Origin of the sequence: Nocardioides sp. QY071 (assembly GCF_029961765.1) — a bacterium.
In the GTDB taxonomy this organism is placed as follows: Bacteria; Actinomycetota; Actinomycetes; order Propionibacteriales; family Nocardioidaceae; genus Nocardioides.
This window is the reverse complement of the sequence record NZ_CP124681.1, coordinates 2,973,845-2,990,599: the sequence shown is the minus strand read 5'-3', so window position 1 is coordinate 2,990,599 and position 16,755 is coordinate 2,973,845. Positions and strand designations below refer to the sequence as shown.

At 72.6% G+C, this 16,755-nt stretch carries 14 protein-coding genes; 12 read left to right on the top strand and 2 right to left on the bottom strand.

All coding sequences use genetic code 11. The features are described from left to right. Window positions 1-49: 49 nt before the first annotated feature. The 3 genes from pheS (at window position 50) to QI633_RS14425 (ending at window position 6,725) form a co-directional block, all read left to right on the top strand. Window positions 50-1,147: a phenylalanine--tRNA ligase subunit alpha gene (gene pheS, locus QI633_RS14435; RefSeq protein ID WP_141798557.1), complete on the top strand. Its 1,098-nt coding sequence runs from the start codon at window positions 50-52 to the stop codon at window positions 1,145-1,147. Beyond that, entirely contained in the window at window positions 1,144-3,621 is a 2,478-nt protein-coding gene (pheT, locus tag QI633_RS14430; RefSeq protein ID WP_282426173.1) for a phenylalanine--tRNA ligase subunit beta, read from the top strand. The genes pheS and pheT overlap by 4 nt, the downstream gene beginning before the upstream one ends. A 200-nt stretch (window positions 3,622-3,821) precedes the next feature. Beyond that, window positions 3,822-6,725: an NB-ARC domain-containing protein gene (locus QI633_RS14425; protein ID WP_282426172.1), complete on the top strand. Its 2,904-nt coding sequence runs from the start codon at window positions 3,822-3,824 to the stop codon at window positions 6,723-6,725. On the opposite strand, the gene QI633_RS14420 is transcribed toward QI633_RS14425, so the two are convergent. Together QI633_RS14420 and QI633_RS14415 are read right to left on the bottom strand one after the other, a co-directional pair. Then, window positions 6,707-7,540: an ABC transporter permease gene (locus tag QI633_RS14420; protein ID WP_174245209.1), complete on the bottom strand. Its 834-nt coding sequence runs from the start codon at window positions 7,538-7,540 to the stop codon at window positions 6,707-6,709. The genes QI633_RS14425 and QI633_RS14420 overlap by 19 nt on opposite strands. Continuing rightward, window positions 7,540-8,541 carry an ATP-binding cassette domain-containing protein gene (locus tag QI633_RS14415; protein WP_282426171.1) on the bottom strand — a complete coding sequence of 334 codons (1,002 nt, stop codon included), beginning with the start codon at window positions 8,539-8,541 and terminating at the stop codon, window positions 7,540-7,542. Before QI633_RS14415 ends, QI633_RS14420 begins: the two co-directional genes overlap by 1 nt. A gap of 81 nt (window positions 8,542-8,622) precedes the next feature. On the opposite strand from QI633_RS14415, the gene argC reads away from it, so the two are divergent. Genes argC through QI633_RS14370 form a run of 9 tightly spaced genes read left to right on the top strand, consistent with a single transcriptional unit; the run spans window position 8,623 to window position 16,751 of the window. After that, the gene (gene argC / locus QI633_RS14410) at window positions 8,623-9,675 is read left to right on the top strand and encodes an N-acetyl-gamma-glutamyl-phosphate reductase (protein ID WP_282426170.1); all 1,053 of its coding nucleotides are present in this window, start codon (window positions 8,623-8,625) and stop codon (window positions 9,673-9,675) included. Beyond that, entirely contained in the window at window positions 9,672-10,085 is a 414-nt protein-coding gene (locus tag QI633_RS14405) for an ACT domain-containing protein (protein ID WP_160158233.1), read from the top strand. Before argC ends, QI633_RS14405 begins: the two co-directional genes overlap by 4 nt. A gap of 26 nt (window positions 10,086-10,111) precedes the next feature. Beyond that, a complete protein-coding gene (argJ, locus tag QI633_RS14400; RefSeq protein WP_282426169.1) occupies window positions 10,112-11,263 on the top strand; it encodes a bifunctional glutamate N-acetyltransferase/amino-acid acetyltransferase ArgJ in 1,152 nt (383 codons plus the stop codon). Then, window positions 11,260-12,183, top strand: coding sequence for an acetylglutamate kinase (gene argB, locus QI633_RS14395; protein WP_141798564.1), 924 nt, complete (start codon window positions 11,260-11,262; stop codon window positions 12,181-12,183). The genes argJ and argB overlap by 4 nt, the downstream gene beginning before the upstream one ends. Continuing rightward, on the top strand, window positions 12,180-13,400 hold the full coding sequence (locus QI633_RS14390) for an acetylornithine transaminase (RefSeq protein ID WP_282426168.1): 1,221 nt from the start codon (window positions 12,180-12,182) through the stop codon (window positions 13,398-13,400). Before argB ends, QI633_RS14390 begins: the two co-directional genes overlap by 4 nt. Further along, the gene (argF, locus tag QI633_RS14385; RefSeq protein WP_141798566.1) at window positions 13,397-14,323 is read left to right on the top strand and encodes an ornithine carbamoyltransferase; all 927 of its coding nucleotides are present in this window, start codon (window positions 13,397-13,399) and stop codon (window positions 14,321-14,323) included. The genes QI633_RS14390 and argF overlap by 4 nt, the downstream gene beginning before the upstream one ends. A gap of 1 nt (window position 14,324) precedes the next feature. After that, a complete protein-coding gene (locus QI633_RS14380) occupies window positions 14,325-14,855 on the top strand; it encodes an arginine repressor (RefSeq protein WP_141798567.1) in 531 nt (176 codons plus the stop codon). Continuing rightward, window positions 14,852-16,282: an argininosuccinate synthase gene (gene argG / locus QI633_RS14375; RefSeq protein WP_141798568.1), complete on the top strand. Its 1,431-nt coding sequence runs from the start codon at window positions 14,852-14,854 to the stop codon at window positions 16,280-16,282. Before QI633_RS14380 ends, argG begins: the two co-directional genes overlap by 4 nt. 1 nt (window position 16,283) lies before the next feature. Then, window positions 16,284-16,751, top strand: coding sequence for an NUDIX domain-containing protein (locus QI633_RS14370; protein WP_160158234.1), 468 nt, complete (start codon window positions 16,284-16,286; stop codon window positions 16,749-16,751). The last annotated feature ends 4 nt before the right edge of the window (window positions 16,752-16,755 follow it).

The window sequence follows — 16,755 nt, the reverse complement described above, 5'->3', positions numbered from 1 at the left end:
GAATACCGGTTCGCGGGGGAGCGACCCGGGTTCCTAGACTGGCGCCGATATGTCTGGCCCGAACACTGACTACGACCCCGTGGAGGTCGCCGCCGTGAGCCCTGCCGAGCTCGAAGCGGCGCGCGACGCCGCCCTGGCCGCGATCGCCGCCGCCACCGACCTGGAGCAGCTCAAGGCGGTGCGGACCGACCACGCCGGCGACCGCTCGCCGCTCGCTCTCGCCAACCGCGAGATCGGCGCGCTGCCTCCTCAGGCCCGCAAGGAGGCCGGCCAGCGCGTCGGCCAGGCCCGCGGTGCCGTGAGCAAGGCGCTCGCCGCGCGGCAGGAGGTGCTGGAGGCGGAGCACGAGGCGCGGATCCTCGTCGAGGAGGCCGTCGACGTGACGCTGCCGACCGACGAGCTCCCGCTCGGCGGCCGTCACCCGCTGACCACCGGCGCGGAGCTGATCGCCGACATCTTCGTCGCGATGGGCTGGGAGGTCGCCGAGGGGCCGGTCATCGAGGCCGAGTGGCTCAACTTCGACGCGCTCAACCTCGGGCCCGACCATCCGGCTCGCACCATGCAGGACACGTTCTGGACCGAGCCGGCCGACAACCACGTCGTGCTGCGCACCCACACCAGCCCGGTCCAGGCGCGCACCATGCTGACGCGTACGCCTCCGCTCTACGTCGTGTGCCCGGGTCGCGTCTTCCGCACCGACGAGTACGACGCCACCCACTCGCCGATGTTCCACCAGGTCGAGGGCCTCGCCATCGACGAGGGCATCTCGATGGCCCACCTCAAGGGCACCCTCGACCACTTCGCGAGCCAGATGTTCGGCGAGGGCATCACCACCCGGTTCCGGCCGTCGTACTTCCCCTTCACGGAGCCGTCCGCCGAGGTCGACCTGGTCTGCTTCGTCTGCCGTGGCATCGACTCCGACGCCTGCCGCACCTGTCGCGGCGAGGGCTGGATCGAGTGGGGCGGCTGCGGCATCGTCAACCCGCGCGTGCTCCGGGCCTGCGGCGTCGACTCCGAGCGCTACTCGGGCTTCGCCTTCGGGATGGGCATCGACCGGACCCTGATGTTCCGGCACGGCCTCGAGGACCTGCGCACCCTGTTCGAGGGCGACGTGCGCTTCACCACGGCATTCGGGAGTGAACTGTGAAGGCCCCTGTCTCCTGGATCCGGGAGCTCGTCGACCTGCCCGAGTCGGTCACCACCGAGGTGCTGACCGACCGGCTCACCGCGCTCGGCCTCAAGCTCGAGGCCATCGAGGCTGCCGACATCACCGGCCCGCTCGTCATCGGCCGTGTCCTCACCCAGGACAAGGAGCCGCAGAAGAACGGCAAGGTCATCAACTGGTGCACCGTCGACGTCGGTGACGCCAACGGCACCGGTGAGCCGCAGGGCATCATCTGCGGCGCCCACAACTTCGCGCCCGGTGACCTCGTCGTCGTCGTCCTCCCCGGCGCCGTGCTGCCGGGCGGCTTCGAGATCTCCGCCCGCAAGACCTACGGCCACGTCTCTGCCGGCATGATCTGCTCGGCCCGCGAGCTCGGCATCGGCGAGGACCACGACGGCATCATCGTGCTGCCCCCGGACGCCGGCCAGCCCGGCGACGACGTGTTCGCGCTCCTCGGGCTCGACGACGAGGTCATCGAGTTCGAGATCAACCCGGACCGCGCCTACGCCCTGTCCCTGCGCGGTGTCGCGCGCGAGGCGGCGCTCGGCTTCGACGTACCGTTCACCGACCCTGCCGAGCGCGATCTCCCCGAGGTCGACGGCAAGGCCTGGGAGGTCGTCGTCGACGATCCCGCCGGCTGCCCGGTGTTCGCCGCGCGCCTCGTCAGCGGGTTCGACCCGGGCGCCCCGACGCCGGAGTTCATCAAGCGCCGCGTCGAGCAGGCCGGCATGCGCTCCATCTCGCTCGCCGTCGACGTCACCAACTACGTCATGCTCGAGCTCGGCCAGCCGATCCACGGGTACGACGCCGACAAGGTCGCCGGAGCCCTCGGCGTCCGCCGGGCCAAGGAGGGCGAGAGGCTCACCACGCTCGACGACGCCGTGCGCGAGCTGTCGGTCGAGGACCTGGTCATCACCGACGACTCCGGCCCGATCGGCCTGGCCGGCGTGATGGGCGGTGCGACCACCGAGATGTCGGAGAGCACCACCCGGATCCTCGTCGAGGCCGCCCACTGGGACGCCGTCGCCATGTTCCGCACCGGCAAGCGCCACAAGCTGACCTCCGAGGCCGGGAAGCGCAACGAGCGCGGGGTCGACCCGCTGCTGCCCGGCATCGCCGCCGACCGCGTGGTCGAGCTGCTCGTCGAGCACGGCGGCGCGACCGCCGAGCCCGGCTACACCCTGGTCGGCACCGCCCCCGAGCGCCCGGCGATCACCATCGCCACCGACCTGCCCGCCCGGCTCAGCGGCATCGACATCACCGCGATGGCCACCGTCGAGAACCTCCGCAGCATCGGTGCGACGGTCACCGAGCAGGACGCCGGCACCATCGAGGTCGTCCCGCCGACCTGGCGCCCCGACATCAACGACCCCTACGACCTGGTCGAGGAGGTCGTGCGGATCGTCGGCTACGACCAGGTGCCGAGCGTCCTCCCGCGGCGCGCGACCGGCCGTGGCCTGACCCGCACCCAGCGCCTGCGCCGCCGGATCGGCCGCACCCTCGCCGGTGCCGGTCTGGTCGAGATCGTCAGCTTCCCGTTCGTCGGCGAGGCGACCTTCGACAAGCTCGGCCTGCCCGCCGACGACCCGCTGCGTGCCACCGTCGGGCTCGCCAACCCGCTGTCGAGCGAGGAGCCGGCCTACACCACGACACTGCTCCCCGGCCTGCTCGACGCCGCCGCGCGCAACGTCGGACGCGGCGCGCCCGGTGTCGCCCTGTTCGAGACCGGCACCGTCGCGTTCCCCGCCGACAACGGCCCCGCACCGATCTACGGCGTGCACACCCGCCCGTCCGCGGCCGAGCTGGAGAAGCTGGTCGAGGCCCTGCCCGTGCAGCCGCAGCACCTCGCCGTCGTCCTCGCGGGCGAGCGGCGCCGGGCCGGCTGGTGGGGTGCCGGGACCGAGGCCGGCTGGACCGACGCGCTGTCCGTCGTACGACGTCTCGCGGCCGACCTGGGTGTCACTGTCCAGGTCGCCTCGGCCGGCCGGATGCCCTGGCACCCCGGCCGCTGCGCGGTGGTCAGCATCGACGGCGTCGAGATCGGCCACGCCGGCGAGCTCCACCCCAATGTGTGCCGTGCCTACGGCCTCCCGGCCCGCAGCGCCGCCGTCGAGCTCGACCTCGACGCGCTGATGGCCGCCGCCACCGAGGTCGTCCCCGGCCCGGAGTTCTCCACGATGCCGCTGGCCAAGGAGGACGTCGCCCTGGTCGTCGACGCCGGCGTCACCGTCGCCGCCGTCGAGGCCGCGCTGCGCGAGGGTGCGGGCGACCTGCTGGAGTCGATCCGGCTGTTCGACGTCTACACCGGCGAGCAGATCGACGAGGGGCAGAAGTCGCTCGCGTTCGCGCTGCGCTTCCGAGCACCGGACCGCACCCTCACCGAGGCCGAGACCGGTGCCGCCCGCGACGCCGCCGTGGCCCGCGCCGCGGAGCTGACGGGGGCAGTGCAACGCTGAGTCAGGGCAAGCCGGGGCCGCGGCTGCGGCTGGCCGACGAGGTCACCTGGGACGGCGTCGCCGTCCCAGGTGACCGGACGCGCACGCTGCTCGCGGCGCTGGCCGATGCTCGTGGCAAGAGCGTCGGCGAGGAGTTCCTGATCGACGCGATCTGGGGCGACGAGCCGCCCGTCAGCCCGACCAAGGCACTGCAGGTCGTCGTGTCCCGGGCGCGGGCCGCGACCGCGCCCGGCGTCGTCGAGCGGGCGGGGCACGGCTACCGGCTGGCGCTCGACACCGGTGACGTCGACGTCTGGGCGAGCGACCAGGCGGTCGATGCTGCCCGCCGGGCCGTCGCGGCCGGGGCCTGGAGCGAGGCGGCGCCGTACCTCCCGCAGCTCGACGCGCACCCCGCCCTCGCCGGCCGGATCCTGGCCGCCCTCGGCCGCCACGACGAGGCTCTGCCGCTGCTGGAGGAGAACGGCACCGACGGCGACGACCTCGCCCTCGCGGCCCTGCTGCGCAGCGAGGCCGCCGTCCGCGGCGTGCCTGCGGCACTCACCCGCTACGAGGACCACCGGGCCCGTCTGGCCGACCGCCTCGGCGTCGACCCCGCCCCCGAGCTGCAGGCCCTCCACCACGAGCTGATGCTGCTCGACCGGCCGGTCCGCTCGGGACTGGCCCACTACGCCAGCAGCCTGGTCGGACGCACCGGCGACCTCGCCCGGCTGCGCGCGCTGGTCGGCTCCCACCGCGTCGTGTCGATCCTCGGCCCGGGCGGGCTCGGCAAGACCCGCCTCGCCCAGCTGGTGGCCGCCGAGGCCGACCAGCCGGCGGTCCACGTGGTGGAGCTGGTCGGCGTCGTCGACCCTGCCGACGTCGTCGCCGAGGTCGGCTCGGCACTCGGCGTACGGGACTCGGTGACGGGGCGCAAGAGACTCACCCCCGAGCAGGTGCGCGACATCCGCTCCCGGATCGCCCAGCAGCTCGACCAGGCGCCGAGCCTCCTGGTGCTCGACAACTGCGAGCACCTGGTCGAGGCCGTCGCGGACCTGGTCGCCTTCCTCGTCGCCCTCACACCCGGACTCCGGGTGCTCACCACGACCCGGGCCCCGCTCGCGATCGCCGCCGAGCACGTCTTCGAGCTGAGCCGGCTCGGACCCGCGGACGCAGCCGACCTGTTCCGCCAGCGTGCGCTCGCCGCCCGGCCCCGGGTCGCACTCCCGGACGCCGCCGTCGCCGAGATCGTGGAGCGCCTCGACGGGCTGCCGCTCGCGATCGAGCTGGCCGCGGTCAAGGTGCGCGCGATGTCGGTCGACGACATCGCGACCCGGCTGGAGAACCGGTTCGCCCTCCTGCGCGGCGGCGACCGCAGCGCCCCGGATCGCCACCAGACGCTCCTCGCGGTCATCGACTGGTCCTGGAACCTGCTCTCCGAGCGCGACCGACGCGGGCTGCGCCGGCTGTCGGTCTTCCAGGACGGCTTCACGCTCGAGGCGGCGGAGCGGATGCTCGGCGACGACGCGCTCACGTCCGTCGAGGAGCTGGTCGCCCAGTCCCTGCTGACCGTCCTCGACAGCGGTGACGCAGCCCCGGCCCGCTATCGCATGCTCGAGACCGTCCGTGAGTTCGGCCGGATGCAGCTGGTCGACGCCGGTGAGGAAGCCGACGCGCAGGCGGCCCACCAGGGCTGGGCGGTCGCGATCGCGGACCGACTGGGACCGCGGCTGTTCTCCCGGGAGCAGGTGGAGACGATCGACAAGATCGCGGCCGAGGAGAACAACCTCGCCGACGCGCTGCGCAAGGCACTCGCCGCCGCGGATCCCGACGCCGTGGTCGCGTTGATGGCGCTCCTCGGCGGCTTCTGGAGCATCCGCGGCGAGCACGCCCGCGTCGTGATGCTGGTCGAGCCGGTCGCCGAGGTCCTGGCCGGCGCCCGCGCCGCTCACGCCCGCGCCGACCAGGCGCGAGCGGCCCTGTGCCTGTCCCTGGTCAACTCCTGGATCGCCCAGCTCGACGTCAGCGCCCTCGTCCGCGAGCTCACCGCGCTCGGCCCCGGCACGACGAGCCCGCGGATCGCAGCGATGACCACCGTCGTGCTCGGCGTGGACGCGCCCGGCTCCACCCACCTCATCTCGCCCACCGACGAGCTCGTCGGATCCGCCGATCCGCGGGTGCGCGGCGTGGCCCTGCAGTGGCGCAGCCACGAGCGCGAGAACATCGGTGACGCCGCCGGAGCGATCGCGGCGGCCGAGGAGGCCCTGACGGTCGCCACCGACGACGACGGTCCCTGGACCAGGGCGGTGCTGCACTCCCAGCTCGCCGGCCTCTACAGCCAGGTCGGCCGGCCCGAGCTCGCGGAGCCGTACGCGCGGGCCGCCGTACCCGTGCTGGTCCGGCTCGGCGCGCACGAGGACGCACTGCAGGCCATGGCCGTCTCGGCGGTCGCCGCGATCGAGCGCGGCGACCCGGACGAGGCCGAGCGGATCCTCGACGACGTGCTGGCGCGCACCGACATCCCCGCCGGCGGTGCGTTCAGCGCCCGGGGCTCCGTGCTGGTCACCAGGGCCGAGATCGCCTTCGCTCGGGGCGAGGTGGACGAGGGCTGCCGCATCGTCGAGCAGGCCGCCGCGGCGATGGCCGCCGTCCGCTTCCCCGGCATGGGGGACGACGCCGACATCGCTCCGTGGACGATCTACGGCAACACCGTGGCCCTGCTCGCGTTCGCCCTCCACGGACGCGAGGAGCGGGGGAGGGAGCTCCATCCTTGGCTGGTGGACGCGCTGCGGCGGGTGATCGAGCGCGACCGCAGGTTCGTCGACGTCCCGGTGGTGGGCCTGATGCTCTTCGCCCTCGGCACCTGGGCCCTGCGCGACGGCACCTCCTCCACGGCCGAGGCCGTCCGACTGCTCGTGCTTGCCGAGCGCCTCGCCTACCCGCGCTTCGTGCCGTCTCTGTCGTGGGAGCGCGCGGCCGCCCGTTGCGAGGACGTCCTTCCGGGCGAGCTCGCCCTGCTCGACGCGGAGTACGCCGAACGCCGCGGGCTCGACCTGTTGGACGAGACCCGCGACGTCGTCGCGCGGCTGTTCGGCGATGAGCCGAGGCCTCAGAACTTCCGCGAGTAGGACCGCACCGCCAGCGGCGCGAAGATCGCGACCACCGCGGCGCAGCCGAGCACCGCCCAGCCGACCTCGGCGGTGACCTGGCCCTCGTTGATCAGGTCGCGGCACGCGGTGACCACGTGCGAGACCGGGTTGACCTTCACGAACGCCTCCAGCCACCCGGGCAGCGAGTCGGCCGGGACGAACGCGTTGGACAGGAAGGTCAGCGGGAACATGATGAGCATCGAGATGCCCTGCACGGCCTGCGCGGACCGGGCGACGGTGCCCAGCCAGGTGAAGATCCAGGCCAGCGACCAGGCCGCCACGATGGTGAGCAGCCAGCCACCGAGCGTGCCGAGGACGCCACCGCCGGGGCGGTAGCCCATGGCGAGGCCGACCAGGATGGTCAGCGTCGAGGCGATCGTGTAGCGGATGACGTCGGCCAGCGCAGGCCCCGCGAGGGGTGCGATCCGGGCGATCGGCAGTGACCGGAACCGGTCGAAGGTGCCCTTGTCCATGTCCTCGCGCAGCTGGGTGCCCATCGCCATGCAGGTGGTGAGTGCGGTCTGGGCGAGGATGCCGGGGATGATCAGCGGCAGGTACGCGCTGACGCTGCCCGAGATCGCGCCGCCGAAGATGTAGGCGAACATCGCCGTGAACAGCAGCGGCTGGATGGTGACGTCGAAGAACTGCTCCGGGTTGCGGCGCATCTTCTTGGTCGAGCGCCACGCCATCGCCAGGGTCTGGTCGATCGTGTCGCGCAGGGTCGGGCGGGCGGGCAGGTCCGCCGGCGACAGCGGTACGGCGGCCGCCGGGTGCGTGTCGACGAGCATGGTCATCACGCCACCTCCTCGGTCTCGGTCTGGTCGGGTTCGCTGTGGTGCCCGGTCAGTGCCAGGAACACCTCGTCGAGGGTGGGCTGGCGCACGGTCGCGGTGGTGATCGACAGCTCGGCCTGGCGCAGCGCGATGAGCACGTCGCCGGCCTGGTCGGCGTTGGTCAGCGGCACGTTGAGCCCGCCGGCCTCGGGGGTGAGCACCGGTGCCTCGCCGAGCACCCGCTCGACGACCACGGCGGCAGTCGGCGTCTGCTCGCGGTCGGCCAGGCGCAGGTGCAGGGTCGAGGACCCGACGCCGGACTTCAGCTGCTCCGGCGTCCCCTCGGCGACCTTGCGGCCCGCGTCGATGACCGCGATCCGGTCGGCCAGCTGGTCGGCCTCGTCGAGGTACTGCGTGGTGAGCAGGATCGTCGAGCCCTGGGCGACCAGCTCGCGGATCGTGTCCCACATCTGGCCGCGGGTGCGCGGGTCGAGGCCGGTGGTCGGCTCGTCGAGGAAGATCAGCGGCGGCCGAGCGATCAGCGAGGCGGCCAGGTCGAGCCGGCGCCGCATGCCTCCGGAGAAGTTCTTGATCTGCCGGGTGGCGGCCTCGGTGAGGCCGAACCGCTCGAGCAGGTCGGCCGCGATCGTGTACGCGCCCTGCCGCCGGTGTCCGAGCAGCCGGGCGAAGAGGACCAGGTTCTCCGTGGCGGTGAGGTTCTCGTCGACCGAGGCGTACTGGCCGGTGACTCCGAGCAGCTGGCGCACCCGGTGCGGCTCGGAGGCGACGTCGACGCCGAAGATCGAGGCGTGACCGCTGTCGATGGGTAGCAGGGTCGCGAGCATGGACAAGGTGGTCGTCTTCCCGGCGCCGTTCGGTCCGAGCACGCCGAAGACCTCGCCGCGAGCGACCTGCAGGTCGATGCCGCCGACCGCGGTGAAGCTCCCGAAGGTCTTCACCAGGCCGCGGGCGTCGACCGCGAGGTCGCGTCCGGGGGCGGGAGGGTGGAGGATGTCGTTCATGGGTGGGAGCCTGCCGGGCGCCGCTTTCACGGCGGTTTCAGCGGGCCGCTGTCGCGGTTTCATGCACAACCCTGTATGTTCATGCACATGAGCAAGGTGAGGGCCGCCGTCGCGGGCGCCAGTGGGTACGCCGGGGGCGAGGTGCTGCGGCTGCTGCTCGGCCACCCCGGGGTCGAGATCGGCGCGGTCACCGCGGCCAGCAACGCGGGGGAGCGCCTCGGCGCACTGCAGCCCCACCTGGTCCCGCTCGCCGAGCGGGTGCTCGAGCCGACCACGGTCGAGGTGCTCGCGGGTCACGACGTCGTCTTCCTCGGCCTGCCCCACGGCCAGTCCGGCGCACTCGCCGATGAACTCACCGCGCACAACCCGGACGTCGTCGTCATCGACTGCGGCGCCGACTTCCGCCTCGAGGACGCCGCTGCCTGGGAGCAGTTCTACGGCAGCGCCCACGCCGGCACCTGGCCCTACGGCCTGCCCGAGCTCCCCGGCAACCGGGAGGCGCTCCAGGGAGCCCGGCGGATCGCCGTACCCGGCTGCTATCCGACGATCTCCTCACTGACCCTGGCTCCGGCCGTCGCCGCCGGACTCGTGGTACCGGATGTCGTCGTCGTCGCCGCCTCCGGCACCAGCGGCGCCGGCAAGGCCGCCAAGACGCACCTGCTCGGCAGCGAGGTCATGGGCAACACCAGTGCGTACGGCGTCGGCGGAGTGCACCGCCACACGCCCGAGATCACCCAGAACCTCGGCCGGCTCGCCCCGGAGGGCACCGAGGTCAAGGTCAGCTTCACCCCGCTGCTCGTGCCCATGTCGCGCGGCATCCTCGCCACCTGCTCGGCCCCGCTGGCCGGCCCGGTCACCCCCGAGGAGGCGCACGCCGCGTACGTCAAGGCGTACGCCGACGAGCCGTTCGTCCACGTCCTGCCCGGCGGCCAGTGGCCGCAGACCCAGGCGGTGCTCGGCTCCAACGCCGTGCACCTGCAGGTCACCGTCGACGAGGCGGCCGGGAGGCTGGTCGCCGTCGGCGCCATCGACAACCTCGCCAAGGGCACCGCCGGCGCCGCCGTGCAGTGCATGAACCTCGCCCTGGGTCTCGACGAGACCACGGGCCTGACCACCGTAGGACTGGCCCCGTGACCGAGCAGACCGAGCAGACCAGCTACTCCCTCTCGCGCTACCCGGAGACCCTCGCGGTCGTCCGGCTGGCGGCCGGCGCCGAGATCCCGCTGTGGGCCGAGTCCTCCTCGGTCTTCTCGATCACCGCGACGGCGACCGAGACCTCCCTGGTCTGCGCCGGGCGCAGCGTGCCCAAGAAGGCGCGCCACCAGAAGCCGCTCACCGCCTTCTGCGTCGACGGCGAGCTCGACCTGTCGGCGGTCGGGATCCTCGTCGGCCTGCTGACCCCGCTGGCCGAGGCCGGGATCCCGGTCTTCACGCTCTCCACCTTCGACACCGACTGGATCCTGGTCCCGACCGGCATGGCCGACACGGCCGAGGAGGCCTGGCGACGATCGGGGCACACCGTCGCCCCCGCCGTCCCTGCCTGAACCGTCCCGAAGGAACCGCATAACCCATGAGCGTCACCCACCCCGCCGGCTTCGTCGCCGCCGGAGCCGCGATCGGCCTGAAGTCGACCGGCAACAAGGACTTCGCCCTCGTCGTCAACCAGGGCCCCACGTTCGACTCCGCCTCGGTCTTCACCAGCAACCGCTGCAAGGCCAACCCCGTGCTGTGGAGCGAGCAGGTCGCCAAGGACGGCGTCGTACGCGCCGTCGTCCTCAACTCCGGCGGTGCCAACTGCTACACCGGCCCCGAAGGCTTCCAGACCACCCACCAGGTCGCCGAGAAGGTCGGCGAGCTGGTCGGCATCGCCGCCGGCGACGTGGTCGTGTGCTCCACCGGCCTGATCGGCCTGGTCAACGACCGGCAGACGCTGCTCGACGGCGTCGGCACCCTCCACGCACAGCTCTCCGCCGACGGCGGCAACGAGGCGGCCGAGGCGATCATGACCACCGACACGGTGTCCAAGCAGGTCGTCGTGCAGGGAGACGGCTGGTCGATCGGTGGCATGGCCAAGGGCGCCGGCATGCTCGCGCCGGCCCTCGCCACCATGCTCGTCGTCATCACGACCGACGCCGTCGTCCCCGCCGCCGACCTCGACGCCGCCCTGCGCGCCGCCACCCGGGTCAGCTTCGACCGGCTCGACTCCGACGGCTGCCAGTCCACCAACGACACCGTCACCCTGATGGCCAGCGGCGCGTCCGGCGTCGCGCCCGCCCTGTCCGACTTCACCGCCGCGCTCACCGAGGTCTGCCGCTCGCTGGCGCTCCAGCTGCTCGCCGACGCCGAAGGCGCCGACCACGAGATCGCGATCACCACGCGGGGCGCCGTCTCCGAGGACGACGCGGTCGAGGTCGGCCGCAGCGTCGCCCGCAGCAACCTCTTCAAGGCGGCCGTCTTCGGCAAGGACCCCAACTGGGGCCGGGTCCTCGCCTCCGTCGGTACGACGAGCGCCGCCTTCGACCCCGCCGACCTCGACGTCGCGATGAACGGCGTGTGGGTGTGCCGCAACAGCACGCCCGCCGAGAACCCGTCGCTCGTCGACCTGTCCGACCGGAAGGTCACCGTCACCATCGACCTCAAGGCCGGCGCCGCCGAGGCGACGGTCTGGACCAACGACCTGACCCACGCCTACGTCCACGAGAACAGCGCCTACTCCTCATGAATGAAGCCAAGGGAAAGCCCGACCCGTTCAAGGCCGAGACCCTCGCCGGCGCGCTGCCGTGGCTGAAGGCGTACCACGGCAAGATCGTCGTCATCAAGTACGGCGGCAACGCGATGACCGACGAGACCCTCAAGCGCGCCTTCGCCGAGGACATCGCGTTCCTGCGCTTCGCGGGCTTCCGCCCGGTCGTCGTCCACGGCGGCGGTCCGCAGATCTCCACCATGCTCGACCGGCTCGGCATCGAGTCGGAGTTCCGCGGCGGCCTGCGGGTCACCACGCCCGAGGCGATGGACGTCGTACGCATGGTGCTCGTCGGCCAGGTCCAGCGCGAGCTGGTCGGCCTGATCAACGAGCACGGCCCGCTCGCGGTCGGCCTGTCCGGCGAGGACGCCCACCTGTTCACCGCCGAGCAGACCGGCACCGTCGTCGATGGCGAGGAGGTCGACCTCGGCCTGGTCGGCGAGGTCGCCCACGTCCGCCCGGAGGCGGTCCTCGACCTGATCGAGGCCGGCCGGATCCCGGTCGTGTCCAGCGTGGCGCCCGACGCCGACGGCGTGGTCCACAACGTCAACGCCGACTCCGCGGCCGCCTCGCTGGCCGCCGCCCTCGGTGCCGAGAAGCTGCTCGTCCTCACCGACGTCGAGGGCCTCTACCTCGACTGGCCGGACCCCGAGGAGGTCATCGGCGAGATCAGCCCCGAGGCGCTGGAGGAGATCCTCCCGTCGCTCGCCAGCGGGATGATCCCCAAGATGAGCGCCTGCCTGCAGGCCGTGCGCGACGGCGTGAAGCGGGCGACCGTCGTCGACGGGCGCCAGGAGCACGCCGTACTCCTCGAGCTGTTCACCGACGAGGGCGTCGGCACCCAGGTGCTGCCCGGCGTCACGACCAAGACCCGCAAGGCCCGGGAGGCCCACCAATGACCGCGACGCACCCCGACAACCGGGAGTGGACCGAGCGCTACACCGGCGCGCTGATGAACACCTTCGGCCCGCCCAAGACCGTGCTGGTGCGCGGTGAGGGCGCCCACGTGTGGGACGCCGACGGTCGTGAGTACGTCGACCTGCTCGGCGGCATCGCCGTCAACGCGCTCGGCCACGGCCACCCGCGCCTGGTCGCCGCTGTCACCGAGCAGCTGCAGACCCTCGGCCACATCTCGAACTTCTTCGCCAGCGGCCCGCAGATCACCCTCGCCGAGCGGCTCGTCGGCCTTCTCGGCACCGAGGCCCGGGTGTTCTTCACCAACTCCGGCGCCGAGGCCAACGAGGCCGCGTTCAAGCTGACCCGGCGCACCGGCCGCACGAAGATCGTCGCCACCGAGGGTTCCTTCCACGGCCGCACCATGGGTGCCCTCGCACTGACCTCCAAGCTCGCCTACCGCGAGCCCTTCGAGCCACTGCCCGGCGACGTCGTGTTCGTCCCGTACGGCGACTCCGCCGCCCTCGAGGCCGCCGTCGACCGCGACACCGCGGCCATCCTGGTCGAGCCGGTGCAGGGGGAGGCCGGCGTCATCGTGCCGCCGCGCGACTACCTGCCGACCGCGCAGCGGATCGCCCACGAGAACGGCGCCCTGCTCTGGCTCGACGAGATCCAGACCGGCGTCGGCCGGACCGGTGCCTGGTTCGCGCACCAGAACCCCGCCCTCGTCGACGCTCCGGTCACGCCCGACATCGTCACCCTCGCCAAGGGCCTGGCCGGCGGCATCCCGATCGGTGCGTGCCTGGCCACCCACGGAGCCGGCAAGCTCTTCGACCCGGGCAACCACGGCACGACCTTCGGCGGCAACCCGGTCGCCGCGGCGGCGGCGCTCGCCGTCCTCGACGTGATCGCCGACGACGACCTGCTCGCCCACGCGCGTGCCCAGGGCGCCGCGCTGCGCGCCGCCGCCGGCGCCGACGCCCGGGTCGTGGAGACCCGCGGTGCGGGTCTCCTCGTCGGGCTGACCCTCGCCGAGCCCAAGGCCGCCGAGGTGGTCACCGCCGCGCAGGACGCCGGCTTCCTCCTGAACGCCGCCACCCCCGAGCGGGTGCGGATGGCCCCGCCGCTCAACCTCGCCGACGCCGACGTCGCCGCCTTCGCGGCGGCCTGGCCGGCCATCCTCGACCACGCAGGCCTCGACCAGGCAGGAGTGCAGGCATGACCCGCTCGTTCCTCCGCGACGACGACCTCAGCCCGGCCGAGCAGGCCGAGGTGCTGGACCTCGCGGCCAAGCTCAAGGCCGAGCCCTTCGGCCACCAGCCGCTGGCCGGGCCGCGCACCGTCGCGATGATCTTCGACAAGCCCACCCTGCGCACCCAGGCCTCCTTCGCGGCCGGCATCGCCGAGCTCGGCGGCCACCCGATGCTCGTCGACGGCACCCTGGCCGGCATCGGCAAGCGCGAGTCCGTCGCCGACGTCGCCCGCGTGCTCGGCCGCCAGGCCTCGCAGATCGTGTGGCGCACCTACGCGCAGGCGAACCTCGACGAGATGGCGGCCCACGCCGGCGTCCCGGTGGTCAACGCCCTCACCGACGAGTTCCACCCCTGCCAGCTGCTCGCCGACCTGCTCACCATCCGCGAGCACAAGGGCGAGCTGGCCGGGCTGACCGCCGCCTTCCTCGGCGACGGGGCCTGCAACATGGGCAACTCCTGGCTGCTCGCCGGCGCCACCGCCGGGATGCACGTGCGGGTCAGCGGCCCCGACGGCTACGTCCCCGACGACGCCATGTTCGCCCGCGCCGACGAGATCGGCGCTGCCACCGGCGGATCCGGCGTCGCCGTCGTCGACCCGCTCGAGGCGGTCGCCGGCGCCGACGTCGTCATCACCGACACCTGGGTCTCGATGGGCAAGGAGGACGAGCGCGACGCCCGCCGCGCCGTCTTCGGCCCCTGGTCGGTGACTCCCGGCCTGGTCGCCGCGGCGCGGGCCGACGCCATCGTGATGCACTGCCTGCCGGCGTACCGCGGCATGGAGATCGCCGCCGAGGTCCTCGACGGCCCGCAGAGCGTGGTGTGGGACGAGGCCGAGAACCGGCGCCACGCCCAGAAGGCCGTCCTGACCTGGCTCGAGGGCAAGCGTTCCTGACATGAGCGAGCACGCCCTGACCCCGATGACGAAGAGCGCCCGGCAGGCGATCGTCGTCGAGCTCCTGGAGACCCGCGAGGTGCGCTCCCAGCCCGAGCTCGCCGACCTGCTGGGCGGTCGGGGCGTGCACGTCACCCAGGCCACGCTGAGCCGCGACCTCGTCGAGCTCGACGCGGTCAAGGTCCGCTCCACCACCGGCGCCCTCGTGTACGCCGTGCCCGCCGAGGGCGGCAACCGGTCCCCGGTGACGGGGGAGAGCGCCGCGTCCCAGCACCGCCTGTCCCGGCTGGCCTCCGAGCTGCTGGTCAGCGCCGAGGCCAGTGCCAACCTCGTCGTACTCCGCACCCCGCCCGGCGCGGCCCAGTTCCTGGCCAGCGCCATCGACAAGGTCGAGCTCGCCGACGTGCTCGGGACCATCGCCGGGGACGACACTGTGCTCGTGATCGGGCGCGACCCCGCCGGGGGAGACGCCCTGGCCCACAAGTTCACCGCACTCGCCGAGGGCGACACCCGAAAGGATTCACAGAGTTGAGCAAGGTCCTGACCTCCCTTCCCCAGGGAGAGCGCGTCGGTATCGCCTTCTCCGGCGGCCTCGACACCTCCGTCGCGGTGGCGTGGATGCGCGACAAGGGTGCGATCCCGTGCACCTACACCGCCGACATCGGTCAGCCCGACGAGCCCGACATCGCCGGCGTCCCCGCGCGTGCGAAGCAGTACGGCGCCGAGATCGCCCGAGCGGTCGACATCAAGCCCCAGCTGGTCGAGGAGGGCCTCGCCGCTCTGGCGTGCGGTGCCTTCCACATCCGCTCCGGCGCCAAGGCCTACTTCAACACCACGCCGCTCGGTCGTGCCGTCACCGGCACCATGCTGGTGCGCGCGATGCAGGCCGACGACGTCAACATCTGGGGCGACGGCTCGACCTACAAGGGCAACGACATCGAGCGGTTCTACCGCTACGGCCTGATGGCCAACCCTGAGCTGCGGATCTACAAGCCCTGGCTGGACGCCGACTTCGTCGAGGAGCTCGGCGGCCGCCACGAGATGAGCGAGTGGCTGGTCGAGCACGGCCTGCCGTACCGCGACTCCACGGAGAAGGCCTACTCCACCGACGCCAACATCTGGGGCGCCACCCACGAGGCCAAGGTGCTCGAGCACCTCGACGTCTCGCTCGAGATCGTCGAGCCGATCATGGGTGTGAAGTTCTGGGACCCCACGGTCGCGATCGACACCGAGGACGTCTCGGTCACCTTCGAGGCCGGCCGTCCTGTCGCCATCAACGGCCGGCGCTACGACGACGCGGTGGCCCTCGTCCTGGAGGCGAACGCCATCGGTGGGCGACACGGGCTCGGCATGTCGGACCAGATCGAGAACCGCATCATCGAGGCGAAGTCCCGCGGCATCTACGAGGCGCCCGGCATGGCGCTGCTGTTCGCGGCGTACGAGCGCCTGCTCAACGCGATCCACAACGAGGACACCCTCGCCAACTACCACCTCGAGGGCCGCAAGCTCGGCAGGTTGCTCTACGAGGGCCGCTGGCTCGACCCGCAGGCGCTGATGCTGCGCGAGTCGATCCAGCGCTGGATCGCCTCGCTGGTGACCGGCACGGTCACGCTGCGGCTGCGCCGCGGCGACGACTACACGATCGTGCGCACCGAGGGCGAGAACTTCTCCTACCACCCGGAGAAGCTCTCCATGGAGCGCGTCGAGAACGCCGCCTTCGGCCCGACCGACCGGATCGGCCAGCTGACCATGCGCAACCTCGACATCGCCGACAGCCGCGCCAAGCTCGAGGCGTACGCGGGTCAGCCGCTCGACCAGGGCACCGTCCTCGTCGAGCACGGCACCCTCTTCGGCGAGCTGCCTGCCGGCGGCTACGACCAGATCACCGCCAACCCCGACGGCGGCGACGAGGGCGAGGCCATCCTCGAGGACGTGGCGATGGAGATCGGGACCGACTGAGGTGCACGACGAGCCGACCAGGCGCACGGTGGCCCGGGTGCTCCCGGTCAGCAGCGACGGCAAGGTCCTGCTGCTGCTCGGCTGCGATCCCGCGCTGCCGGAGGTGCGCTACTGGTTCAGCATCGGCGGCGGCCTCGACGCGGGGGAGACCCTCGCCGAGGCCGGCGCCCGCGAGCTGCGCGAGGAGACCGGCATCGACGTCTCCGCGGCACTGCTCGGCGAGCCGTTCGGCACCTTCGAAGTGGGGTTCTCCTGGGACGGCCGCGACTACGTCAACGACTCGACGCTGTTCGCGCTCGCCCTCGAGGAGACGCCCATCAGCTTCGACGGGCTCGACCACCTGGAGTCGCAGTCGATCTTCGACGCGGCCTGGTGGACCCCTGAGGACCTCGACCACGACGGCCGCGCGGTGGACCCGCGGCTGATCGACCAGATGCGGGCGGCGATCGCGCACGTCCGGCGGAACTGACAGG